The sequence below is a fragment of the Spirillospora sp. NPDC047279 genome (genome assembly GCF_040643285.1).
Lineage (GTDB): Bacteria > Actinomycetota > Actinomycetes > Streptosporangiales > Streptosporangiaceae > Spirillospora.
Genome location: NZ_JBEYUA010000002.1, coordinates 119,728 through 141,601, shown reverse-complemented (window position 1 = coordinate 141,601; position 21,874 = coordinate 119,728). Strand labels below are relative to the sequence as shown.

Below are 21,874 nucleotides of genomic sequence, written 5' to 3'. Positions count from 1 at the left end.
TCGTGGCCACACGCTCGATTTAGGACAATCTAGAATTAGTTGACGGCTCGTTTTAGGGTTGCTACATGCTCGACTTGGAACGCCTGCGGGCCCTGCACTCCGTCGCCACGTACGGCTCGGTGAGCGCCGCGGCCGACGTGCTGCACGTGACCACCTCCGCCGTCTCCCAGCAGCTCGCCAAGCTCGAACGCGAGACGGGCCAGAAGCTGCTGGAGCGCAACGGCCGGGGCGTGCGGCTCACCGACGCCGCCGAACTCCTGGTCACACACGCCGACCGCATCCTGTCGCTGGTCGAACGTGCCCAGGCCGACCTGGAGGCGCACCGCGGCGCGGTCGTCGGCGAGCTCGCGGTCGCGGCGTTCCCGACGGCCATCCGCGGCCTGATGCCGACGGCGCTGCGCGCCCTGCGCGCCGACCACCCCGACCTGCGGGTGATCCTCAACGAGGAGGACCCCATGCAGAGCATCCCGCGCGTGGTGCGCGGCGATCTCGACATGGCCGTCGTCCAGGACTGGAACAACGAGCCGCTGCCGATCCCCGAGGGCCTGCTCCGCGGCACCATCGGCTACGACGTCGCCGACGTCGCGCTGCCGGCCGAGCATCCGCTGGCGGGCCGGGACGAGGTCGAGCTGAAGGAGCTGGCCGGCGATCCGTGGATCAGCTCGACGCCGGGCAGCATCTGCTGCGACTGGCTGACGCACACGCTGCGGTCGATCGACGCCGAGCCGCGCATCGACCACATGGCCTACGAGTTCGCCACCCAGCTCGCGCTGGTCGGGGCCGGGCTCGGCAACATCATCCTGCCCCGGCTGGGCCGCTGCGACGTGCCCGAGGGGGTACGGGTGGTGCCGCTGAAGACGTCGCTGTCGCGCCGCGTCTACGCGGTCTGGCGCGAGGAGGCGGCCCGCCGTCCCGCCATCCGTGCCGCCATGGACGCGCTGCGCGACGCCGCCCCGCCCGGCCCGGACCCCGCCGCCGCCCAGAGCGGATGATCATTTAGACGGTATGTTCCTCCTGCTTGTCCCTGTTCGTGGCGGGTTGAGGAGAGCGCGTGACCGGCTGGCAGATCCCCGGCTTCCAGGAGATGCGGGAGCTGGGCGAGGGCGCCCAGGGCCGCGTGGTGCTGGCCCGGCACCGGGAGTCCGGCGCGCCGGTGGCGATCAAGTACCTGTTCGGCACCGACGAACGTGAACGGGAACGGCTGCGGCACGAGGCCCGGATGCTGGGACAGGCCGGCAGCCCGCACATCGCCCGCCTCTACCGGCTGGTCGAGGCGCCGGAGGGCGCCGCGATCGTCATGGAGGCGATCGACGGGGTCTCGCTCAAGGAGATCCTGGCCCGGCACGGGGCGCTCGGCCCCGAGGAGTCGCTGGCGGTTCTCAAGGGTTCGCTGCTGGGACTGGCCGCGGCCCACGCCCTCGGCGTCGTCCATCGCGACTACAAGCCCGGCAACGTGGTCGTCCCGGCGGACGGGTGCAGCAAGCTGATCGACTTCGGCGTCGCGGTCCCCGCCGGAGGCGCGGGCAGCGCGGGCACGCCGGTCTACATGTCGCCCGAGCAGTGGTCCGGGCAGCAGGCCACCCCGGCGACCGACGTCTATGCCGCCACCTGCGTGTTCGTCGAGTGCGTGAGCGGGCGGAGGCCCTATCCGGCCGGTGACCTGGCCGCGCTGCGCCACGCCCACCTCGCCGGGGAGATCCCGGTCGAGGCGGTGCCGGAGCCGCTGCGCCCGCTGGTCGCCGCGGGCATGGCCAAGGACCCGGCCGGGCGTCCGCCCGGTGCGGCGATGTTCGTCCAGGAGCTCGAACGGGTCGCGCAGGCCGCGTACGGGCCCGGGTGGGAGGCGCGCGGCGTCCGCAGGCTCGCCGCCGCGTCGGCCGCCCTCGCGGCGCTCTTCCCGCTCGCCGCCCTCGTCGCGGTGCCGGGAGGCGCGGCCGGTGTCGGCGTCGGGGCCGGGACCGCCGGGGCGGGAACGGGCGGCAACGCGGTCGCGGGCGGCATCAAGGGCATCCTGGCGACCGCCACGGGCAAGGTCGCCGCGGCCGGCGGCGCGGCGGTGGTCATCGCCGGCTCGCTCGTCGTCGTCCAGCAGACCGCCCAGAGCGACCCGCCGCCGCCCCGCCCGTCCCCGACGCTCGCCACCCGGCCGGTCGCCGCGACCGTGGCCGTACGGCAGTGCCCGGTGACCGACGCCCTCGGACAGCGCCAGACGCCCGGCGGGACGCCCGCACCCGTCCGGCTGCCCGAGCAGGTCTCGCTGCCGCGGGGGGCCGCGGTCTACCGGTTCGGCCAGGGGCGGCACCTCATCGGCGCGGCGGGACAGTCCTGCGAGGAGATCAACGGGAACGGCGCGGGCGGCTCGGAGGTGGGCCAGGGCGCGGCCGGCGGCTTCGTGCGCCACTCGTACCCGTTCTCGATCGGCAGCATGAACATCAGCAAGTGCGTCTACTTCCCGGACGCGCCGCAGTCGCGCGACGCCGGCTGCGACGGCTCGGAGGCGCTCGCCCGCAGGCAGGACGTGCCGAGCGGCGTCCCCGGGGTCCTGGCCATGCTGGCGGGCGAGGCCTCGGCCAAGCCGCGGAGCATGCCCTCCTCGCCGTACGTCGAGGTCACCATGGCCACGATGGCGCGGAACGGGATGGCCACCTCGGTCTCCTGCGTGATGCCCTGGGCCAGGGCCTCGATCTGCACCGCCGCCCTGACCTACTGGTACGCCGAGGGCATGAGCCGTTCGAAGATCGCCAAGGCCGACCTCGACCGGATCGCCCAGCGCGTCGCCGCCCACGTCGCCGCCTCGCGCCGCTGACCCCGTCCGAAGACGGGCCGGGCGGCCTGTGATGGCACGATGGCCGGGTGACGTACGAGCTGGTCGTCTGGCACGAACCCGAAGGCGGTGCGCCGGTCTCCCGCGCGCGGGCCGTGGCGGCGTACGAGGGGGCCGCGCCGCACCCGTCGGCCGCCGCGTTCGCCGACGACTTCGCCGGCCGCTTCCCCGGCGTTCCGGTGGAAGGCGAGGGTGACCGGTTCGTCCGGATCACGATGGAGCCGGAACGGGCGGACGAGGTCTCCGCGCAGGTCTACGGGCTCGCCAGGGCCTACGGGCTGACCTGCTACGACCCGGAGCGCGACCTGGTCCACAACCTCGGGCCGACCGGCGCGTACGAGGGGATGCAGCTCCACACGGGCGACGGCCTCCAGGTGGCCGACCCGGATCTCCAGCTCGTCCAGGACGCCCTGGAACGCCTGTCGTTCCAGAACCCGTTCGCGGCCCTGGTCGTCTTCGGCGCCCACTTCGTGCAGGCGGCGCCCGAGCCCGGCGGCGGCTACGAGCTCGAATACAAGGACTCCCGGCAAGGGAAGATCTTCCGGACCCACGTCGCCGGGCTGGACGAGGTCAAGCGGGCCTTCGACGAGTACGCCCGCGACGACCGCGCCTTCCTCGCCCGCCACGACTGGGAGGGATGACCCGGGGCCCAGAGCCCGGGAAGGGCCCTGGGCCACCCGCTTCCCGGGCCACCCGCCTCCGGCGTCACTGCGCGGCGAGCGCCTCCGTGGGGGAGAGGCGTGAGGCGCGGACCGCCGGATAGAGCCCCGCGAGCGCGCCGATGACCAGCGTGGCCCCCACGCCGCCGGCCACCGCCCACAACGGGATCACGGTCGGCCAGCCCTGGGAGACCGCGTAGCCGAAGGTCACCAGGCCTCCCATCAGCGCCCCGCCCGCCCCGCCCATCGCGGACAGCAGGAGCGACTCGGCCAGGAACTGGGTGCGGATCTGCCCCCGGGTCGCGCCGAGCGACCGGCGCAGGCCGATCTCCGCACGGCGTTCCAGCACCGAGATGACCATGGTGTTGGCCACGCCGACACCGCCGACCAGCAACGCCACCGCGCCGAGCCCGAGCAACATCCCGGTCAGCGCCTCCTCGGTCGCCTTCTTGGCGGTGAGCGCCTCGGAGGGCCGGGACACCTCGACCTCGTTGGGCGCCTCGGGGTTGGCGGTGGACCCGAGCACGGACCGCACCGCCTCCACGCTCGCGTCGTCCGAACGTGTGTAGATCGTCGTCGGGTGCCCGTCGAAGCCGAGCTCGCTCCTGGCCGCCTGCCACCCGACCAGCGCCGCGTTGTCCAGGTCCGCCGCGAGCGCGGCGGGCTCCAGGATGCCGATCACGGTGAACAGCTGCCCGCCGATGAGCACCTGCACCTCGGGTCCGGCGTGGCCGATGCCGAGCCGCCGCGCCGCGTTCGCGCCGAGCACCGTGGCCGGGTACCTGCCGGTGGCCTCGTTCAGCCAGGTACCGTCGCGGAGCTCGGCGCCGACCGCCGCGCGCAGCCCGGTCCGGGTGGCGTACGTGGCGATCCCGCCGGTCTCGGCCTCGTCGATCCGGCTGTTGCGGTAGACCTTCGCGCTCTCGATGAGCCCGATCGCCGACACCGTCCGGACCGGCGCGATCCGGCCCACCATCGCCTCCGACTCCGTCGGCAGCTGGGCCTCCCCGCCGGTCAGCGTGTTGCCGGGAGCGACCGTCAGCAGGTTGGTGCCCAGCGCCGACAACGTCCGGTCGAGGTCGGCGCGCGACGACGAGGAGATGCCGACGACGGAGACCATCGCGGCGATGCCGATGGCGATTCCCAGCGCGGACAGGAACGCCCGCATCGGACGGGTACGCAGGCCGACGGCGCCGACCTTCAGCACGTCGCCCGGCCACATGCGGGCTGGCCGCAGGACCCCGATCGCGGTCATCGGCCCACCCCCGAGGTGGCGGCGGTGCCGGAGGGCGAGGCCGCCGGGGCGCCGTGGTCCGAGTCCGACACGACCAGGCCGTCGCGCATGCGCACCTGGCGGGGGAGCCCGGCGGCGATGTCCCGGTCGTGCGTGATGATGACGACCGTGGTGCCGGCCGCGTTCAGGCCGCGCAGCAGGTCCATCACCCCGGCCCCCGAGGCCGAGTCCAGCGCGCCGGTCGGCTCGTCGGCCAGCAGCAGCGCCGGTTCGCCGGCCACCGCCCGCGCGATGGCGACGCGCTGGCGTTCCCCGCCCGACAGCTCGTGCGGGTGGTGGTCGAGGCGGTGGCCGAGGCCGACGCGTTCCAGCGCCGCCGCCGCGAGCCGCCGCCGGACGGCGGACCGCCGCCCGGTGTACAGCAGCCCGTCCGCCACGTTGTCCAGCGCCGCGGTGCCCGGCGCGAGGTGGAACTGCTGGAAGACGAAGCCGATCCGGCTCGCCCGCAGCGCCGACAGCTTGGCGTCCGAGAGCCTCCCCACCTCGAAACCGTCGATGTGCACGCTGCCCGAGGTCGGCCGGTCGAGCGTGCCGAGCACGTTGAGCATGGTCGACTTGCCCGAGCCGGACGGGCCGACGATCGCGACGAGCTCGCCCTGCGCGATCTCCAGGGTGACCCCGCCGAGCGCGGTCACCCCGCCCGCGTACCGCTTGGTCACCTCGCGCAGGGAGATCATTTCGGCATCCCCACGGTCGTGCCCTCGGCGATGCCGGTGCCGGAGATCTCCACCTGCCCGTTCGCGAAGAGCCCCGTCTTGACCGGCACGTACGAGCTCGTGCCGCCCTTGACGACCTCGACGCCGAACCCGCCCTCCTGGAGCGCCACCAGCGCCGCGACCGGCACGGTGAGCACGTCCCTGCGGGTGCCGGCGGTGAAGGCGACGTCCACCGAGGCCATGGCGTAGTCGGCGGCGGCCTTCTGCGCCTTGGCCGTGGTGAGGTCGATGACCACCTGGACCTTGGTCGTGGCCTCCTCGTTCGAGCCGCTCGCGGGCTGGATCACCGTGGCCACCTCGGTGATCCTGCCGGGCACGGTGGTGTCGTCCGGCAGCGTGATCTCGACCGTGGCGCCCTGCTTGGCCAGCCGCTGGTCGGTGGCCTCCAGCTCGACGGTGACGGCCTTGTCCGTGCCGGTGTAGGAGAGCACCTTGGTGCCCGGACGGACCGGGTCGCCCTCGCCGGCCTGAAGGCTCTCGACCCGGATCTCGCCGGGCGCGAACACCACCCGGCCCAGCTCGACGACGCCGGTCTCCTCCAGGCCCTTGTCGTCCTGCCATTCCTGGACGGCCGCGGCGGTGTCGCCGGTGAACTCGTCGTCGACGGTGAAGCCGTCGTACCCGAGCGCGCTCAGGTTGCGTTCGAGCTGGAGAACGTCGTTGCCCTCCACGCCCGACCGCAGGTCCCGGTACGCCGGCCGCGACCCGTACATCAGCAGGATCGGGTCGTCGTCGACCTTGAAGAGCGTCCGCCCCCGGCCGATCTCGCTGCCGCTCTCCGGCAGGCTGGTGAGCGTGCCGGGCAGTCTGCCGGTGGCGGTGCTGGTGGTGCCGAAGCCGAGCTGCCCGTCGGCGTTCTGGGTGTCCTTGAGGGTCTGCTCGGTGACCTGCGCCGTGCTCGGCGGCAGCGTGCTCGCGGCCGTCGCGGCGCCGTCGCCGTTCCCGGTGAGGGCCACGGTGGCGACCGCGGCGACGGCCCCCGCCGCCACGATCGCCAGGGCCGCGACGACCTTGGCGCGTGAACGGCGGCGACGGCGGGGGCGCTTCTCCTCAGGTTCGGGGGGCGGCCCCCCGGCCTGGCCGTCCAGGCCGGGCGGCGGGCCGCCCTGGTGCTCCACGGCGGCGTCGCTGGTCACTGCCCGGCACCGCCGTTCGGGCCACCGTCCGGGCCGCCGCCCTGCATGATCGGCATGCAGGCCTTCTGGGCGGTCTCGAGATCGGCGTCGTCACCGATCTCGTTCTTGTTGATCATGATGCCCTTCTGGCCGGGCTTGGGGTTGGGGAACTTCTCGACCCCGTTCTTGCGCATGCACTCGGCGAACTTGAGGCCGCGCTCCTGCGCCTGCGGGTCGTTGCCGCCCGCCGCGTTCTGCTGCGGGCTGTACTGGCGGCAGGTCTCCATGGCCTTGTCCACGGTCGCCTTGGGCAGCTTCGGATCGATCTTGAGCATGACCCGGCCGTCCTTCGGGTCCTCCATCGGGACGCCGTTCTTGCGCATGCACTCGGCGTACTTCTGGCCCATCTCCTGCGGGTCCGCGCTCGCCTTGGGGTTGCCGGCCGCCTGCGTCTTGGCGCCGTTCACGGTGGCCACGCCGCCCTCCTTGTCGTCCCCGCCGCACGCGCCGAGGGTGAGGGCCAGGGCCAGCGGCAGCGCCGCCAGCGCACCGATCTTCTGCAGTCGCATCGTGAATTCGTCTCCCTGTTCAGGCCGAACCGCTTCGGCCGGACGGGAGGAATGCAACGCGACCGTGCGTTTCCCCTCCGTTTCCGCGCGCTCCTAACAGAAAGGAAACAGGCCGGTCGTCACCATGGCGGGGAGGGAGACGAGAGGAACGGGACGACATGCGCGTGCTTGTGGTGGAGGACGAACGGCTGCTCGCCGACGCGATCGCCGAGTGGCTGCGGGACGAGACGCACGCCGTCGACCTCGCGTACGACGGGGCCGCCGCGCTCGAACGTGCCGCGGTCAACGACTACGACGTGGTCGTCCTCGACCGCGATCTGCCCCTGGTCCACGGCGACGACGTCTGCCGCGAGCTGACCGCCGCCGAGTCGGCGGCCCGCGTGCTGATGCTCACCGCCGCCGCGGAGGTCACCGACCGGGTGGAGGGTCTCGGGATCGGCGCGGACGACTACCTCACCAAGCCGTTCGCGTTCCCCGAGCTCGCGGCCCGCGTCCAGGCGCTCGGCCGCCGGTCCCGGCCGGCCGCGCCGCCCATCCTGCGCCGCGCCGGGATCACGCTGGACCCGGCCCGCCGCGAGGTGTTCCGGGACGGCCGGTACGTGCCGCTCGCGCGCAAGGAGTTCGCCGTCCTCACCGAGCTCCTCCGCGCCGGCGGCGGCGTCGTCTCCGCCGAGCAGCTCCTGGAGAAGGCCTGGGACGAGCACACCGACCCGTTCACCGGCGCCGTCCGCCTCACCATCCTCAAGCTGCGCCGCAAGCTCGCCGACCCGCCCGTGGTCGAGACCATCAAGGGAGTGGGGTACCGGATCCCGTGAAACGCCCGTCGCCGCGCCGCGTCACGCTGCGCACCCGCCTGACCCTGACCTACGGCGGCCTGTTCTTCGTCGCCGGGCTCCTGCTCCTCGGCGTCACCTACGTCCTGTTCAACCAGCAGCTCGACCAGCGCAGCGGCAAGCGCTACCTGGCGATCACCGAGAACACCCCGGACGGCAAGAGGACCCGCGTCACCGGCGTGGGCGGGCCGCCCCAGGGCACGCCGGCGCCCGCTGGGACCGACATGGCCCCGATGGAGCAGTGGGTGAAGGAGGAGCAGGCCAGGGTGCGCGAGGCCGCAGCGACCTCGCTGGTCACCCAGGGAGGTCTCGCCCTGCTGGCGGTCGGCGGCCTGGCCGCGGGCTTCGGCTGGCTGATCGCGGGCCGCGTCCTGGCGCCGCTGCACCAGGTCACCGACACCGCCCGGCGCATCGCCGGCGCCCCGGCCGCCGACCACAACCTGCACGAACGCATCGCGCTCAGTGGCCGCGACGACGAGGTCAAGGAGCTGGCCGACACCTTCGACACCATGGTCGAACGGCTCGACCGCTCCTTCGACGGCCAGCGCCGCTTCGTCGCCAACGCCTCGCACGAGCTGCGCACGCCCCTCACCCTCGGCCGCGCCATGGTCGAGGTGGCGATGCACCGCAAGAACGCGCCGCCCGAGGTGATCCAGCTCGGCGAGACCCTGCTGGACATCAACGCCCGGCACGAACGCCTGATCGCCGGCCTGCTGCTCCTGGCCCGCTCGGAGAACGAGGTCATCACCCGCGCGCCCGTCGATCTCGCCGACGTCGTCGGGCACGTCACCGCCCAGACCGCGCACGAGGCCGACCAGGAGGGCATCACCGTGCGGGAGGACGCCGGCGAGGCCACCACCGCGGGCGACGCACTCCTGCTGGAACGCCTGGTCCAGAACCTCGTGGAGAACGGCATCCGTCACAACTCCGGTCGCGGCGGCCACGTGACGGTCACCAGCCGCGCGTCCGGCGACCACGTCCGGCTGATCGTCACCAACAGCGGCCCCGTCGTCCCGCCCTACGAGATCCCCGCCCTCTTCGAGCCCTTCCGCCGCGCCGACAGCGACCGGCTGGTCTCGTCCAAGGGCGTCGGGCTCGGGTTGTCCATCGTGCGCTCCATCGTGGCGGCCCATGACGGGACCGTCGCCGCCCGCGCCAACCCCGGCGGCGGGCTGGAGGTGACCGTCACGCTGCCGGCGGCCGGTCCGGCCCTCGCCCGCGACCCCGCGCACCGGGAGATCATCCGCATGTGAGGAAGGTGACGTGCCCGGGCCGCCCGGGGGCGGGCCCACGAAGGCGGCGCGGGTAACCTGGCGACGCCATGACTGGAAAGAAGACGATCGTTCACCTGCTGCGGCACGGTGAGGTGCACAACCCCGAGGGTGTGCTGTACGGGCGGCTGCCGGGCTACCGGCTCAGTGAGGACGGTGTCCTCATGGCCAAGGCCGCGGCCAGATGGTTCGGCGAACGGGACGTGACCGCCGTGTTCTCCTCGCCCATGCAGCGGGCGCTGGAGACGGCCGCGCCACTGGCCGACGCCCTGGACCTGCCGGTGACGGTGGACGATCGGCTCATCGAGGCCGACAACCACTTCGAGGGGATGACCTTCGGGGTGGGCAGCGGGTCGTTGCGGCGCCCCGAGCACTGGCGCTTCCTGGTCAACCCGATCAGGCCTTCGTGGGGCGAGCCCTACAAGGAGATCGCCGCCCGCATGAGGGCCGCGGTGATCAGGGCCAGGGACGCGGCGACCGGGCACGAGGCGGTCTGCGTCAGCCACCAGCTGCCCGTGTGGATCCTGCGGCTGCACGCCGAGCACCGGCGGTTGTGGCACCATCCCGCCAAGCGGCAGTGCGATCTGGCCAGCGTCACCAGCCTGGCGTTCGAGGGCAGCCGGCTGGTCGAGGTGAGCTACCACGAGCCCGCGGCGGGGATCGCCAAGGGCCCCAGTGTCGCGGGTGCCTGACCCGGCCGCTAGATTGAATACTACAAGCTGTAGTTGTAGGAGGGTCGTGTGACCTCCCCTGGGAAACTCCTCGGTGTGGCCGCCCTGTGCGGCCTGCTCGCGGGCTGCGCGGGGTCGTCCGCCTCGGACGGGCCCGAGGGCGGCGGCAACCGTTTCATCGCGGGCAGCGGCAACGCGCAGGAGATCGGGCCCGCGGACCGCAAGGCCGCGCCGCGGGCGGAGGGCACGACGCTGGAGGGCGAGCGGCTGAGCATCGCCGACCTCAAGGGCAAGGTCACCGTCGTCAACTTCTGGGCCTCGTGGTGCGCGCCGTGCCGCGGCGAGGCCCCCTCGCTCGAGCAGGTCTACAAGGAGCACAAGGCCAAGGGCGTGGAGTTCGTCGGCGTCGGCTTCAAGGACAGCCGCGACAACGCCAAGGCGTTCGAGCGCAAGTTCAAGATCACTTACCCGAGCCTCTTCGACGAGGACGGGCAGATCACGCTGGCGTTCCGGGACGTGCCGCCGAACGCCATCCCGAGCACGCTCATCCTGGACCGGCAGGGCCGGGTCGCCGCCCGCATCGTGGGCGCCACGACCTACTCCAAGCTGGCCCCCCTCGTGACCAAGGTCGCGGCCGAACAGTGATCTTCGTGAGCGGGCGATGAGCGCTCTCGCCGGGGTGGACGAGACCGTCACCAGCGGGTCGTTGCTGGTGGCGGCGCCGCTCGCCGCCCTGGCGGGGCTGGTGTCGTTCGCCTCGCCGTGCGTGCTGCCGCTGGTGCCGGGCTACCTCTCCTACGTCACCGGCATGAGCGGCGCCGACCTCGCCGAGCAGCGGCGGTGGCGGCTGGTCGCCGGCGCCGCGCTGTTCATCGCGGGCTTCACCGCGGTGTTCGTGAGCTACGGGCTGCTGTTCGGCGGGCTCGGGCGCTGGCTGCTGGAATACCAGGACGTCATCACGCGGGTGCTGGGCGCGGTGACGATCCTCTTCGGGCTCGCGTTCATGGGGTTCGTGCCCGGGCTGCAGCGCACGCTCAAGTCCGGGCGGCTGCCGGAGGCCGGCCTGGTGGGCGCGCCGCTGCTGGGCGTGCTGTTCGGCGTCGGGTGGACGCCCTGCATCGGGCCGACGCTCGGTGCCGTGCAGGCGTTGTCGGTCACCGAGGCGAGCGCCGGGCGCGGGGCACTACTGTCGCTGGCGTACTGCGTCGGCCTCGGCCTGCCGTTCGTGATCACCGCGCTGGCGTACCGGCGCGCGCTGGGCGCGTTCGGCGCGGTCAAACGGCACTACCAGCTGGTCATGCGCATCGGCGGCGGGATGCTCGTCGCGATCGGGCTGCTGCTGGTGACCGGCCTCTGGGACGACATGACCCTTCAGCTGAAGTCGTGGATCAGCGGCTTCGAACCGGTGATTTGAGATGAACGACACCGACATCGAACCCGGCACCGCGGCGCCACCGGAACGGCAGGCGGCCGAGGAGGTGCCACGGCCCCGGGGGATCGGGCCCCTGGGCTGGCTGCGCTGGGCCTGGCGCCAGCTCACCACCATGCGGACCGCGCTGATCCTGCTCTTCCTGGTCGCGCTGGGCGCGGTGCCCGGGTCGATCCTGCCGCAGCGCGGGCAGGCCCCCGAGAAGGTCGACCAGTACTTCAAGGACCACACCGTCCTCGCGCCGTGGTTCGACCGGCTCTCGCTGTTCGACGTGTTCGCCGCGCCCTGGTTCGCGGCGATCTACATTCTGCTGTTCGTCTCGCTCGCGGGGTGCGTGATCCCGCGCGCGTTCAAGCACTACCGCGCGATGCGCGCCCGCCCGCCCGCGGCGCCGCGCAACCTGTCGCGGCTGCCGCAGTCGGAGTCGTACGAGACCGGCGCCACGCCGGACGAGGTCCTCGCCGAGGCGCGCGAGGTGCTGCGCCGCCGGCGTTTCCGGGTCGACGTCTCGGCCGCGGACGCCACGAAGGGCGGCGCGGCCAAGGGGTCGGTCGCGGCGGAGAAGGGCTACCTGGGCGAGACCGGCAACCTGGTCTTCCACCTCGCGCTGCTGGCGCTGCTGTTCGCGCTGGGGCTCGGGTCCTCGTTCGGCTACCGCGGGAACGTGCTGCTGACCGAGGGCAACACGTTCGCCAACTCGCTGTCGCGCTACGACCAGTTCATGCCGGGACGCGAGTTCGACAGCGACGACCTGCCGCCGTTCACGCTGACCCTGGACGACTACCGGGCCACGTACGAGACGCAGGGGCCCAAGCGCGGCCAGGCCACCGACTTCGTGGCCAAGGTGCGCTACCGCGAGACCCCCGGCTCGCCGGAGAAGTCCTACGACCTCAAGGTCAACCATCCGCTCGACGTCGGCGGCGCCAAGGTCTACATGCTGGGCCACGGCTACTCGCCGGTCTTCACCGTGCGCGACGCCAAGGGCAACGTGGCCTTCCGGGACGCGGTGCCGTTCCTGGAGGTGGAGAACCGCGGCCTGACCTCCGAGGGCGTCATCAAGGTCCCCGACGCCGAGCCGGAGCAGCTCGCGTTCTACGCCATCCTGTGGCCGAGCGCCGCGGTCACCGAGGACAAGAACGTCACCTCGGCCTTCCCGGCCCCGCTCAACCCGATGATCACGATCTCCTCGTTCAAGGGCGACCTGGGCCTGGACTCGGGCACCCCGCAGTCGGTCTACAAGCTCGAGGGCATCGGCACGACGCTGCAGCCGCTCGGCAAGGACGGCCAGAAGATCATGAAGCCGGGGGAGACGTTCACGCTCCCCGACGGCGCCGGGTCGGTCACGTTCGAGGGGCTCAGGGAGTGGATGAGCCTGTCGGTCAACCGTGACCCGGGCCGCGTTCCCGCGCTGGTCGCGGCGGTCCTGGCCATCGTCGGGGTGGTCGCCTCGTTCATGGTGCGGCGCCGCAGGGTGTGGGTCCGTGCGGCCGCCGGGAAGGGCGGGCGTACCGTGGTCGAGGTCGGCGGGCTGACGCTCGGCAACCCGACCTCCGAGTTCGACGACATCGTGGCCGCGCTGCGCGGCCCGCAGGAGAGGCCCGGCACGGACGCGCCTGGCACCGACAAGGCCGGCGACGGCGAGACCAAGGCCGGCGACGGCGAGACCGCCGCTTCGGCGACCGAATCTGAGGAGTGACGAGGGTGAGCAGTGCCGACCTCGCCGATCTGAGCGACAAGCTCATGCTGAGCACCGTCGTGCTCTACATCGTCGCCATGGTCGCCTACGCGGCCGACCTGGGCTTCGGGCCCGGACGGCGCCGCCGGGAGACGGCGGAGGCCGAGGCCGTCTCCACGGCCAAGGTCCTCGTGGGCCCCGACGGCGCCGCGGCCGGTGACGCCGCGGCCACCGGCCCGGCCGGCGCCTCCGCCACCGGCGACGACGCGGAGCAGGCCGAGCCCCGCGACTGGGGCCAGCTGGCCGTCGTGCTCAACCTGCTCGGCTGGGGAGCGCACCTCGGCACGATCGTCACCCGCGGCCTCGCCGGCGAACGCTGGCCGTGGGGCAACATGTACGAGTTCCTCACCGCCATCGCGTTCGCCGCGGTGACCGCGTACCTCTTCGTGGCCTTCCGCTACAAGGCGCGCTTCCTCGGCGCGTTCGTCATGCTCGCCGCGGTGATCGCGCTCGGCGTCGCCAACATCTGGCTGTACGACGAGGTCGGCCCGCTGGTCCCGGCCCTCAACTCCTACTGGATCGCCATCCACGTCAGCGCCGCCATCATCGCGACCGGCGCGTTCACGGTGGCCGGCGCGGCGACCATCCTCTACCTGTTCAAGGCCAGGCAGGAGGCCCGGCAGCAGGTCAGGGCGGCGGCCGCCGACGGCCCGCCGCTGGCCGCCGGCGCCGAGGCGGGCGGCCTGCTCGCCCGGGTGCCCTCCGCCGACAACCTCGACCGGCTGGCGCTGCGCGTCACGATGTTCGCGTTCCCGATCTGGACCGCGGCGATCATCATGGGCGCGATCTGGGCCGACGAGGCGTGGGGCCGCTACTGGGGCTGGGACCCCAAGGAGATCTGGTCGTTCATCACCTGGATCGCCTACGCCGCCTACCTGCACGCCCGCGCCACGGCCGGGTGGCGCGGGCGCAAGGCCGCGATCCTGTCGCTGGTCGGCTTCGCCTGCCTGATGTTCAACTTCTTCGGCGTCAACTACATGTTCTCCGGGCTGCACTCCTACGCCTGATCCCCGTCCCGGGGGTCATTCCTCGTCGCGCAGACGGCGGTCGAGATCGCGCAGGAACGCCGGGTCGTCGTCCGGGCCCTTCGGGGATCCGGACGCGCCCGGCAGCGGCCACACCTCCTCCTGAGGCGGGCGACGCGGCCTGCCGAGCGTCAGCCAGGCGGCGGCGCCGAGCAGGAATCCGAGCAGCACGACCAGGAACCAGCCGAACTTGGGCAGGTGCCGTACGTCGGTCTCGTCGGTGCCGAGGACGTCGAAAAGGCAGAAGAGCCAAACTCCCACAAGGAGGAGTACGAGCAGCACGAACCCCATGCCCCCGAGACTAGTCCGTGACTCATGGGGATGACGGCGTGTCGGGTTCCGGCTTACGCTGCCTCGGGGGCCCTGTCGCTTGATGATTCGGGGGGCCCGCTGACAGAGGAGCCCGATGCGGTTCAAAGGCATCCACCGCAAGTCCCGGGAGCTGAGGGACACCTCGTACTCGCCCTCGCCCCCGGAGTCGGGGCAGCGGCCGGACACGCGGCAGATCCGCGCGCGCAGCAACCAGCCCCGGGACCGTTTCGGCAGGTTCCGCAAGGCCGGCCGTGACGACGACTTCTCCGTGCGGGCCGCCGCCGATGCCGCCTCCGAGCAGGCGGCGGGGCCCCGGCGTCCCGGCGGGGTCCGCAACAGGGACGCGCGGTCCGCCGGCTACTCGTGGCGCGACTTCGAGCTCGACGACCAGCCGCAGCGCGCCGAGCCGCACCCGCCCGGCAGGCCCGGCCGGGCTCCCGACGGGCTGCGGCACTGTGGCCCGCTGGAGGGCATTCTCTATCGCCAGTGGGACGCCCGGCAGGGGCCGCCGACACCGGAGGTCGTCCGGGCCGTCGAGAGCCTGGCCGCGCTGCCCGACTCCATCAAGGAGAAGCTGGCGGGCGGGCTCGACGGCATCTACGTCGGGCCGGGCGGCGTCCCGCAGCTCGACGACATGGGCCATCTGCGCGACCGGCCGCTGCCGTCGGGCCGGGCCACGTGGGACATCTGCGCCGGCGCCTACGGCGACCGCAAGATCGTGGTGGGGGACCGCCCGTCGCCCACGCCGGACGTGATGATGCACGAGGTCGGGCACGCCCTCGACGACATCGACGGCGGCGACGGCGGCTGGACGTCCGACAGCCCGGAGTTCCGGGCGCTCTACGACCAGTGCCGGCCCTTCCTCGCCAGCGACTTCCACCTGCAGCCCGATGATCTCGGCCGCCGGGAGTTCTTCGCCGACGCGTTCGCGGCCATTTCCGCCCGCCAACGGCCCGCTTTGGTCGATATGCTCGCCGGCAACATCCGAGCCGCACTCGATGTCATGCTCTTCTTCAACCGCCGCTACGGAATCTGACGGAACCCCGACGACACAAGCTGAAGACGGAACCTCAAGGCTGCCCGACCAGCACGAAGGTGATCGACGATGTACGTGATCCGGCTACCCGACGGAACGCTCCGGGTGCCCCAGAGCGTCCTGCTCAACCCCGACGAGGGCACCGACGAGGGACGGATCATCGCCCAGGCGTACGTGGAGATCGGCCCCGACGACCCCGACTACGACCGGCTGCTCGGCCAGTCGCTGACCGAGGAGGAGCTGGAGGAGAAGCGGCGCGGCTGGCGCGAGGGGGACGCGGACCTGCTTCGCCAGTTCGAGGAGTGGAAGGCGGGCAGGGACGACTAGAGGCGTGGGGGTCCTGCGGGGGCGAGGAGGAGTCGACTCGCGTCCGGGCACCGCCGCCGCGCGGGGAGGCGGGCCGAGTGGGGCGGAGGGCGTCTGGCGCTCAGCGCACGTGCTCGGCTACCGGCTCTTCCCCGCGCAGCAGGGCGTGTACCTCGGACTCGCGGAAGCGGCGGTGGCCGCCGGGAGTGCGGATGCTGCTGATCCGGCCCGCCGCGGCCCAGCGCGTCACGGTCTTGGGATCGACCCGGAAGAGGGCTGCCACCTCTCCTGGGGTGAGCAGACGCTCGGACGTGCTTTCCACGTTATCTCTCCCCCTTTGTCCCGCTCTCGGTGCGGGTGGACTGTTTCCTAGTGTGGCGGAGCAAGACCGATTTCTCCCTTGTTTTCGCAAAACATCACGGTGAGTGATCGCGTGAACAGCAGAAATAACGTGAAGTAAACATGGCATTGGGCACAGGCGTCACGTTGATCTCTATAGACCCGTCACGTCCCGATCGGAACCGCCCGTTAACCACCTCAGAGGACATGCCCGTAGGCTCGGTGGCATGTCCGATCTTGTGCCTCTGGAGGAGATCGAACGGGCCGCCGCCCGGCTCGCGGACGTGGCCGTCCGTACTCCGCTGGTGCCCTTTCCGCTCAGTACGCCGCGGCTCCTGGTGAAGGCCGAGTCGCTCCAGCCCATCGGGGCGTTCAAACTGCGCGGCGCCTACGCCACGATCGCCGCGATGCCGGAAGAGCAACGGCGCAAGGGCGTGGTGACACATTCCAGTGGAAACCATGCCCAAGCGGTCGCCTATACCGCGCGGGCATTGGACATTCCGGTGGTGCTCGTCATTCCGCACACGACCCCCGGAGTGAAGGTCGAGGCGTGCATGGCGCTCGGCGCCGAGATCGTGTACGTCGAGCCGACGATGGAGGCGCGCACCGCCACCGCCGAACGGCTGGCGGAGGCGCACGGTTTCACGCTCGTGCCGCCGTTCGACCACCCGGGGATCATCGCCGGTCAGGGCACCGTCGGCATGGAGATCGTCCAGGACGCCCCGGACGCCGGGGTGGTGCTGGTCCCGGTCGGCGGCGGCGGCCTGATCGCCGGTACGGCCGCCGCGGTCAAGCAGATGCGCCCGGAGATCAAGGTCATCGGCGTCGAGCCGGAGCTCGCCGCCGACGCCCGCGCCTCGTTCCGCGCCCGCACGCCGGTGGCCTGGTCGGCGGAGGAGACCGGCCGCACCATCGCCGACGCGCTGCGCGCCCAGCGGCTCGGCGACCTGCCGTTCGCGCACATCATGGAGTTCGTCGACGACATCGTCACGGTCGGCGAGGAGGAGATCCGCCAGGCGATGCGCAGGCTGGCCCGCCAGGCCCGGCTCATCTCCGAGCCGGGCGGCGCCGTCGCCACCGCGGCCTACCTCTTCCGCCGCGACGAGCTGCCCGCCGCCGAGACGTACGTGTCGGTGTTGTCGGGCGGCAACGTCGACCCGGCGCTCTTCGCGGACGTCCTCGCCTGACCGCTCGCGTGGGCTCCGTCCGGCGGCCGACCAGGGACGCCGGCGCCGGGCAGCGGCGGGGCGCGGGTAGGCTCGGGACCGTCATGCGCTCCGTACTCTTCTACACCGTCGCGCGGCTGGGGATCTTCCTCGCCACCGCCGCCGTCCTCGCGCTCTTCGGCGCGCGCGGCGTCCTCCTGCTCCTGATGGCCCTGCTGATCAGCGGGATCATCAGCTTCGTCCTGCTGTCCGGTCAGCGGGACGCCATGTCGTCGGCCGTCACCTCCGGGTGGGTCGGCCGGCGCAAGAAGTTCGACGAGTCGCGGGCCAAAGAGGACGGCTGACGCCGCCCGGCTGCAACGAACGGCGCCGCCCGGCCACTTCCTTGTGAGTGATCACAAGGAGGAGCCGAACCGGTGGCAGGCGCGCGCGTGATCCACCCGGCGGCCCACCAGGGACACGTCTCGCTCCGCCTGCACGCCTCCGACGGCGGCGCCACCACGGTCGACCAGACCGTGCTCCGCGCCTACGGACTGAGCTGATCGCCGACATGAATCCGCTCCGTCCGGGCACGAGTCCTCACAGGTCCCATGAAGCCGAAGGGGAGCTCCGACGGAGCGGATTCATGAACCGGCTCTCGAAACGACAGGCTCACCGGCTGCTGCGACGGACGGCGTTGCGGGCGGCGCGGCTGCTGCTGCGCGTCCGCCCCCGGCCCAGGAGGCGCGAGCGCCTGCGGATCCGCATCCTGCTCCAGCACGTGAACGGGACGGGCGGCACCATCCGCACCGTCCTCAACCTGAGCGGCGAGCTGGCCAGCGACCACGACGTCGAGATCGTCAGCGTGCACCGGACGAGCGCGGAGCCGTTCTTCCCGATCCCGCCCGGAGTCCGGGTGCTCTTCGCCGACGACGGGGTGGACTCGCCCGGCGGGCGGCTCGCGCGGCTGCCGAGCCTGCTCACGCCGATCGGCGAGGCCACGTTCCGCCGCATGAACCTGCGCGGCGACCTGCGCCTGCTCCGCGTCCTGCTCGGGCGGTCCCCGGACGTGCTGATCGGCACCCGCCCGTCGCTCAACCTGCTCGTCGCCGAGCTCGCGCCGCGCGGCACCGTCACGATCGGCCAGGACCACATGAACCTGGGCTCCTACCATCCGGTCGTCCGCGCCGAGATCGCCCGCTCCTACCGCCGCCTGGACGCGCTGGCGGTCCTCACCGAACGGTCCCGCGCCGACTACGCGGATGCCCTGGCCGGTTCGCCGGTCCGGATCACGTGCATCCCCAACGCCCTGCCCGAGCTGGCCGGCGGCCCGTCCCGCCGCGACGCCAAGGTGCTGCTCGCCGCCGGACGGCTCACCCGCCAGAAGGGCTTCGACCTCCTGATCCGCGCGTACGAGCCGCTGGCGCGCGAGTTCCCGGACTGGACGCTGCGCGTCTTCGGGTCGGGGGCCCACCGCGGCGCGCTCAAGCGGCAGATCGCCGAGGCCGGGCTGGGCGAACGCGTCGTCCTGAGCCCGCGCACCCCCCACCTCGCGGAGGAGATGACCCGGGCCTCGGTCTACGTGCTCTCCTCGCGCTTCGAGGGCCTGCCGCTCGTCGTCATCGAGGCGATGAGCAAGGCCCTGCCCGTCGTCGCGTTCGACTGCCCGACCGGCCCCGCGGAGCTGATCACCAACGGGGTGGACGGTCTCCTCGTCCCGGCCGGGAACGTGGAGGAGCTCACCGCCACCCTCCGCAAGGTGATGGCGGACGAGGCCCTCCGCCACCGCCTGGGCGACCAGGCCCGCCGCTCGTCCCAGGCCTACGACCCACCCCTGGTGGCCACCCGCTGGCACGACCTCCTGACCGACCTGACGCGGGACCGGGGCCGCGACCTGACCTGAGCCTCCGCCGGCGGCGGGCGCCAGGGGCGGACCGGGGTCGCGAGCGGGTTTGCGGGGCCTTCTATGGTTGGGGCATGACCCGCGCCTCACTCGACAAGCAGCCCGCCGACGTCGCCGCGATGTTCGACAGCACCGCGGAGCGGTACGACCTGCTCAACAGTCTGATGACCGGTGGGCAGGACCGGCGCTGGCGGCGGGAGGTGGTCCGGGCCGTCGACGCGCGGCCCGGTGAACGGGTCCTGGACCTCGCCGCCGGCACGGGCACCTCGTCCGTGCCGTTCGCGGTGGCTGGGGCCGAGACGGTGGCGTGCGACTTCTCCCTCGGGATGTTGCGGGTCGGCGTGCGGAGGCAGTCGGGTGTGGCGCGGTTGCGGTTCGTCGCGGGCGACGCGCTGAAGCTTCCCTTCGAGGACGGGTCCTTCGACGCGGTGACGATTTCGTTCGGATTGCGCAACGTCGCGGACACGGAGCTGGCACTCCGGGAGATGCGGCGGGTCGCCAAGCCGGGCGGGCGGCTCCTGGTCTGCGAGGTCAGCCACCCGCCGAACGGCCTGCTGGCGACGGGGCACAAGATGCACCTCCGCTACGGCCTGCCGCTGCTGTCCAAGGTGAGCTCCAACCCGGATTCCTACAGGTACTTGGCCGAATCGACGCTGGCGTGGCCCGACCAGGCTGCGCTGGGCGGGATCGTCCAGAAGGCGGGCTGGGAGAAGGTCCGCTGGCGCAATCTGACGTTCGGGGTCGTGGCACTCCATCACGCCACCAACCCGGGCTGACGGTCTGGGACCGGTCCAAAAGTGGGTGTCCCCAGAGGTACCCACGGACTCCCCAGAAGGAATAGACTCCCCAACGGATCCTTGTGAAGTACTTCACAAGCGAACGAGCTAAAGAGGAACGTTGTGACCGACTCCACCCGCACGGCAGACGTGATCGTCGTCGGGGCCGGACCCGCCGGGTCCGGGACCGCCTACTGGCTGGCACAGGCCGGCCTGGACGTGCTGCTTCTGGAGAAGGCGACTTTCCCGCGCGACAAGATCTGCGGCGACGGGCTCACGCCCCGCGCGGTCCGCGCGCTGGTCAGCATGGGCGTCGACATCAACGCCCCCGGCTGGGCCCGCAACAAGGGCCTGCGCATCTACGGCGGCGGCGTCAAGATCGAGCTGCCCTGGCCGGAACTCGCGAGCTTCCCCGACTACGGGCTCGTCCGCACCCGCATGGACCTCGACCAGCTGCTCGCCGAGCACGCGGTCAAGGCCGGCGCCAAGCTCCTCCAGGGCTGCAACGTGCAGGCCCCGATCCTGGACGAGCGCACCGACCGCATCGTCGGCGTGACCGCCAAGTACGAGGGCGAGGAGGTGGAGTTCCGGGCGCGGCTGGTGGTGGCCTGCGACGGCGTCTCCTCCCGGCTCTCCACCGCGATGGACGTCCGGCGCCGCGAGGACCGCCCGATGGGCGTGGCGGTGCGGCGCTACTTCGAGAGCCCGCGCCACACCGACGAGTACATGGAGGCGTGGCTGGAGCTCTGGGACGGCGAACGCCTGCTCCCCGGCTACGGCTGGGTCTTCCCGGTCGCCGACGGCACCTGCAACGTCGGGCTCGGCCTGCTCAACACCAGCAAGTCGTTCAAGGACGTCGACTACCGCGGCATGCTCAAGCGCTGGTGCGCCAACATGCCGGAGGAGTGGCGGTTCGACGAGGAGCACGCGACCAGCCCGATCCGCGGCGCGGCGCTCCCCATGGGCTTCAACCGGCAGCCGCACTACACCCGCGGCATGCTGCTCGTCGGCGACGCGGGCGGGATGGTCAACCCGTTCAACGGGGAGGGCATCGACTACGCCCTCGAGTCCGGCCACCTCGCCGCCGACCTCATCGTCCAGGCGCTCGCACGGCGCACTCCCGGCCAGCGGGAGCGCACGTTGTACGAGTACCCCCGCATTCTCAAGGACGAGCACGGCGGCTATTTCACGCTCGCCCGTGTCTTCGTCCAAGCCATCGGCGACCCACGGGTCATGAAGTTCCTGACCACGCACGGCCTGCCGCACCCCACGTTGATGCGTTTCACGCTCAAGCTGTTGGCGAATCTCACCGATCCCAAGGGCGGCGACGCGATGGACCGGGTCATCAACGCGATGCAGAAGGTGGCACCAGCCGCGTAGGACCGACCCCCCGAGGGGAGTGCTATTGATCACCTTGGCTAAGGTGGCGACCCGTATTCGTGATGGACGTCACGATCGTGGAATGGGACACGCCACCGAGGCGCGCCCGAGTACGGTGACCGGCTCGGCGCGCGCCCCGTACAACGTCGTACGTACCGAGGAGGGGCTGTAGAGGCATGGATCTCTATGTTCCGATCATCGTGCTGGGAGTTCTCGCCTTCCTTTTCGCGGCGGGTTCGGTGGCGATGGCCGCTCTCACGGGCCCGAAGCGCTGGAACCGGGCCCGGCTCGACGCCTACGAATGCGGCATCGAGCCGACTCCGCAGCCCGTGGGCGGCGGACGTTTTCCGATCAAGTACTACCTGACGGCGATGCTCTTCATCGTCTTCGACATTGAGATCATCTTCCTTTATCCCTGGGCCGTCGCGTTCGACCACCTGGGGATTTTCGGTCTTGTGGAGATGGTCCTGTTCATCCTCACCGTGCTGGTGGCGTACGCCTACATCTGGCGGCGCGGTGGTCTGGAGTGGGACTGA

25 protein-coding genes are annotated in these 21,874 nt (G+C 72.0%); 19 read left to right on the top strand and 6 right to left on the bottom strand.

Annotation, left to right across the window (positions count from 1 at the left end):
* The first annotated feature begins 65 nt into the window (after positions 1 to 65).
* Genes ABZ810_RS04875 through ABZ810_RS04865 form a run of 3 tightly spaced genes read left to right on the top strand, consistent with a single transcriptional unit; the run spans position 66 to position 3,465 of the window.
* On the top strand, positions 66 to 992 hold the full coding sequence (locus ABZ810_RS04875; RefSeq protein ID WP_358399299.1) for a LysR substrate-binding domain-containing protein: 927 nt from the start codon (positions 66 to 68) through the stop codon (positions 990 to 992).
* A 59-nt stretch (positions 993 to 1,051) separates the two neighbouring features.
* A complete protein-coding gene (locus ABZ810_RS04870; RefSeq protein ID WP_358399297.1) occupies positions 1,052 to 2,806 on the top strand; it encodes a serine/threonine-protein kinase in 1,755 nt (584 codons plus the stop codon).
* A gap of 47 nt (positions 2,807 to 2,853) precedes the next feature.
* On the top strand, positions 2,854 to 3,465 hold the full coding sequence (locus tag ABZ810_RS04865) for a hypothetical protein (RefSeq protein WP_358399294.1): 612 nt from the start codon (positions 2,854 to 2,856) through the stop codon (positions 3,463 to 3,465).
* Between the two features lie 64 nt (positions 3,466 to 3,529).
* On the opposite strand, the gene ABZ810_RS04860 is transcribed toward ABZ810_RS04865, so the two are convergent.
* From ABZ810_RS04860 to ABZ810_RS04845, 4 genes are read right to left on the bottom strand one after another with little or no spacing between them, the layout of a single operon-like run.
* On the bottom strand, positions 3,530 to 4,738 hold the full coding sequence (locus ABZ810_RS04860; protein ID WP_358399292.1) for an ABC transporter permease: 1,209 nt from the start codon (positions 4,736 to 4,738) through the stop codon (positions 3,530 to 3,532).
* Positions 4,735 to 5,454 (bottom strand): ABC transporter ATP-binding protein, encoded by a 720-nt coding sequence (locus ABZ810_RS04855; protein ID WP_358399291.1) that lies wholly within the window; start codon positions 5,452 to 5,454, stop codon positions 4,735 to 4,737. The genes ABZ810_RS04860 and ABZ810_RS04855 overlap by 4 nt, the downstream gene beginning before the upstream one ends.
* Entirely contained in the window at positions 5,451 to 6,629 is a 1,179-nt protein-coding gene (locus ABZ810_RS04850) for a peptidoglycan-binding protein (protein WP_358399288.1), read from the bottom strand. Before ABZ810_RS04850 ends, ABZ810_RS04855 begins: the two co-directional genes overlap by 4 nt.
* Positions 6,626 to 7,177, bottom strand: coding sequence for a hypothetical protein (locus tag ABZ810_RS04845; protein ID WP_358399287.1), 552 nt, complete (start codon positions 7,175 to 7,177; stop codon positions 6,626 to 6,628). Before ABZ810_RS04845 ends, ABZ810_RS04850 begins: the two co-directional genes overlap by 4 nt.
* Positions 7,178 to 7,335: 158 nt before the next feature.
* On the opposite strand from ABZ810_RS04845, the gene ABZ810_RS04840 reads away from it, so the two are divergent.
* The 7 genes from ABZ810_RS04840 to ccsB all read left to right on the top strand — a co-directional run bounded on the left by ABZ810_RS04840 (position 7,336) and on the right by ccsB (position 14,123).
* On the top strand, positions 7,336 to 7,992 hold the full coding sequence (locus ABZ810_RS04840) for a response regulator transcription factor (RefSeq protein WP_358399284.1): 657 nt from the start codon (positions 7,336 to 7,338) through the stop codon (positions 7,990 to 7,992).
* Complete coding sequence (locus ABZ810_RS04835) at positions 7,989 to 9,263, top strand: HAMP domain-containing sensor histidine kinase (RefSeq protein ID WP_358399282.1); 1,275 nt, start codon at positions 7,989 to 7,991, stop codon at positions 9,261 to 9,263. The genes ABZ810_RS04840 and ABZ810_RS04835 overlap by 4 nt, the downstream gene beginning before the upstream one ends.
* A gap of 68 nt (positions 9,264 to 9,331) precedes the next feature.
* Positions 9,332 to 9,973, top strand: coding sequence for a histidine phosphatase family protein (locus ABZ810_RS04830; RefSeq protein ID WP_358399280.1), 642 nt, complete (start codon positions 9,332 to 9,334; stop codon positions 9,971 to 9,973).
* 48 nt (positions 9,974 to 10,021) lie between these two features.
* On the top strand, positions 10,022 to 10,597 hold the full coding sequence (locus tag ABZ810_RS04825) for a TlpA disulfide reductase family protein (protein WP_358399278.1): 576 nt from the start codon (positions 10,022 to 10,024) through the stop codon (positions 10,595 to 10,597).
* Positions 10,598 to 10,613: 16 nt separating this feature from the next.
* Complete coding sequence (locus tag ABZ810_RS04820; protein ID WP_358399277.1) at positions 10,614 to 11,366, top strand: cytochrome c biogenesis protein CcdA; 753 nt, start codon at positions 10,614 to 10,616, stop codon at positions 11,364 to 11,366.
* Between the two features lies 1 nt (position 11,367).
* Positions 11,368 to 13,077 carry a cytochrome c biogenesis protein ResB gene (locus ABZ810_RS04815; RefSeq protein WP_358399276.1) on the top strand — a complete coding sequence of 570 codons (1,710 nt, stop codon included), beginning with the start codon at positions 11,368 to 11,370 and terminating at the stop codon, positions 13,075 to 13,077.
* A 5-nt stretch (positions 13,078 to 13,082) separates the two neighbouring features.
* Positions 13,083 to 14,123 carry a c-type cytochrome biogenesis protein CcsB gene (ccsB, locus tag ABZ810_RS04810; protein ID WP_358399274.1) on the top strand — a complete coding sequence of 347 codons (1,041 nt, stop codon included), beginning with the start codon at positions 13,083 to 13,085 and terminating at the stop codon, positions 14,121 to 14,123.
* 15 nt (positions 14,124 to 14,138) lie between these two features.
* On the opposite strand, the gene ABZ810_RS04805 is transcribed toward ccsB, so the two are convergent.
* Positions 14,139 to 14,432 (bottom strand): PLDc N-terminal domain-containing protein, encoded by a 294-nt coding sequence (locus tag ABZ810_RS04805; protein WP_358399272.1) that lies wholly within the window; start codon positions 14,430 to 14,432, stop codon positions 14,139 to 14,141.
* Positions 14,433 to 14,547: 115 nt separating this feature from the next.
* Between ABZ810_RS04805 and ABZ810_RS04800 the strand changes: the two genes are divergently transcribed.
* Complete coding sequence (locus ABZ810_RS04800) at positions 14,548 to 15,489, top strand: hypothetical protein (protein ID WP_358399269.1); 942 nt, start codon at positions 14,548 to 14,550, stop codon at positions 15,487 to 15,489.
* Between the two features lie 69 nt (positions 15,490 to 15,558).
* Positions 15,559 to 15,816: a hypothetical protein gene (locus ABZ810_RS04795; RefSeq protein ID WP_358399267.1), complete on the top strand. Its 258-nt coding sequence runs from the start codon at positions 15,559 to 15,561 to the stop codon at positions 15,814 to 15,816.
* Positions 15,817 to 15,916: 100 nt separating this feature from the next.
* Here ABZ810_RS04795 and ABZ810_RS04790 read toward each other — a convergent pair whose 3' ends face one another.
* Entirely contained in the window at positions 15,917 to 16,117 is a 201-nt protein-coding gene (locus ABZ810_RS04790) for a BldC family transcriptional regulator (protein ID WP_151559136.1), read from the bottom strand.
* 244 nt (positions 16,118 to 16,361) lie between these two features.
* On the opposite strand from ABZ810_RS04790, the gene ABZ810_RS04785 reads away from it, so the two are divergent.
* The 7 genes from ABZ810_RS04785 to ABZ810_RS04755 all read left to right on the top strand — a co-directional run bounded on the left by ABZ810_RS04785 (position 16,362) and on the right by ABZ810_RS04755 (position 21,874).
* A complete protein-coding gene (locus ABZ810_RS04785) occupies positions 16,362 to 17,321 on the top strand; it encodes a threonine/serine dehydratase (RefSeq protein ID WP_358399264.1) in 960 nt (319 codons plus the stop codon).
* A gap of 83 nt (positions 17,322 to 17,404) precedes the next feature.
* Complete coding sequence (locus ABZ810_RS04780; RefSeq protein WP_358399262.1) at positions 17,405 to 17,644, top strand: DUF4229 domain-containing protein; 240 nt, start codon at positions 17,405 to 17,407, stop codon at positions 17,642 to 17,644.
* A gap of 72 nt (positions 17,645 to 17,716) precedes the next feature.
* On the top strand, positions 17,717 to 17,842 hold the full coding sequence (locus ABZ810_RS04775; RefSeq protein WP_358399260.1) for a hypothetical protein: 126 nt from the start codon (positions 17,717 to 17,719) through the stop codon (positions 17,840 to 17,842).
* 83 nt (positions 17,843 to 17,925) lie between these two features.
* Positions 17,926 to 19,182, top strand: a complete 1,257-nt coding sequence (locus ABZ810_RS04770; protein WP_358399258.1) for a glycosyltransferase family 4 protein — start codon at positions 17,926 to 17,928, stop codon at positions 19,180 to 19,182.
* 74 nt (positions 19,183 to 19,256) lie between these two features.
* Positions 19,257 to 19,958 carry a demethylmenaquinone methyltransferase gene (locus tag ABZ810_RS04765; protein WP_358399257.1) on the top strand — a complete coding sequence of 234 codons (702 nt, stop codon included), beginning with the start codon at positions 19,257 to 19,259 and terminating at the stop codon, positions 19,956 to 19,958.
* 123 nt (positions 19,959 to 20,081) lie between these two features.
* Positions 20,082 to 21,338, top strand: coding sequence for a geranylgeranyl reductase family protein (locus tag ABZ810_RS04760; protein ID WP_358399254.1), 1,257 nt, complete (start codon positions 20,082 to 20,084; stop codon positions 21,336 to 21,338).
* A 176-nt stretch (positions 21,339 to 21,514) separates the two neighbouring features.
* Entirely contained in the window at positions 21,515 to 21,874 is a 360-nt protein-coding gene (locus tag ABZ810_RS04755; protein WP_358399252.1) for an NADH-quinone oxidoreductase subunit A, read from the top strand.

Excerpts from the sequence above, each read along its gene's own strand:
- ABZ810_RS04855 (WP_358399291.1), bottom strand. The coding sequence starts at position 5,454 with ATGATCTCCCTGCGCGAGGTGACCAAGCGGTACGCGGGCGGGGTGACC.
- ABZ810_RS04875 (WP_358399299.1), top strand. The coding sequence starts at position 66 with ATGCTCGACTTGGAACGCCTGCGGGCCCTGCACTCCGTCGCCACGTAC.
- ABZ810_RS04845 (WP_358399287.1), bottom strand. The coding sequence starts at position 7,177 with ATGCGACTGCAGAAGATCGGTGCGCTGGCGGCGCTGCCGCTGGCCCTG.
- ABZ810_RS04830 (WP_358399280.1), top strand. The coding sequence starts at position 9,332 with ATGACTGGAAAGAAGACGATCGTTCACCTGCTGCGGCACGGTGAGGTG.
- ABZ810_RS04755 (WP_358399252.1), top strand. The coding sequence starts at position 21,515 with ATGGATCTCTATGTTCCGATCATCGTGCTGGGAGTTCTCGCCTTCCTT.
- ABZ810_RS04820 (WP_358399277.1), top strand. The coding sequence starts at position 10,614 with ATGAGCGCTCTCGCCGGGGTGGACGAGACCGTCACCAGCGGGTCGTTG.
- ABZ810_RS04795 (WP_358399267.1), top strand. The coding sequence starts at position 15,559 with ATGTACGTGATCCGGCTACCCGACGGAACGCTCCGGGTGCCCCAGAGC.
- ABZ810_RS04800 (WP_358399269.1), top strand. The coding sequence starts at position 14,548 with ATGCGGTTCAAAGGCATCCACCGCAAGTCCCGGGAGCTGAGGGACACC.
- ABZ810_RS04765 (WP_358399257.1), top strand. The coding sequence starts at position 19,257 with ATGACCCGCGCCTCACTCGACAAGCAGCCCGCCGACGTCGCCGCGATG.
- ABZ810_RS04805 (WP_358399272.1), bottom strand. The coding sequence starts at position 14,432 with ATGGGGTTCGTGCTGCTCGTACTCCTCCTTGTGGGAGTTTGGCTCTTC.
- ABZ810_RS04785 (WP_358399264.1), top strand. The coding sequence starts at position 16,362 with ATGTCCGATCTTGTGCCTCTGGAGGAGATCGAACGGGCCGCCGCCCGG.
- ABZ810_RS04780 (WP_358399262.1), top strand. The coding sequence starts at position 17,405 with ATGCGCTCCGTACTCTTCTACACCGTCGCGCGGCTGGGGATCTTCCTC.
- ABZ810_RS04815 (WP_358399276.1), top strand. The coding sequence starts at position 11,368 with ATGAACGACACCGACATCGAACCCGGCACCGCGGCGCCACCGGAACGG.
- ABZ810_RS04770 (WP_358399258.1), top strand. The coding sequence starts at position 17,926 with ATGAACCGGCTCTCGAAACGACAGGCTCACCGGCTGCTGCGACGGACG.
- ABZ810_RS04840 (WP_358399284.1), top strand. The coding sequence starts at position 7,336 with ATGCGCGTGCTTGTGGTGGAGGACGAACGGCTGCTCGCCGACGCGATC.
- ABZ810_RS04860 (WP_358399292.1), bottom strand. The coding sequence starts at position 4,738 with ATGACCGCGATCGGGGTCCTGCGGCCAGCCCGCATGTGGCCGGGCGAC.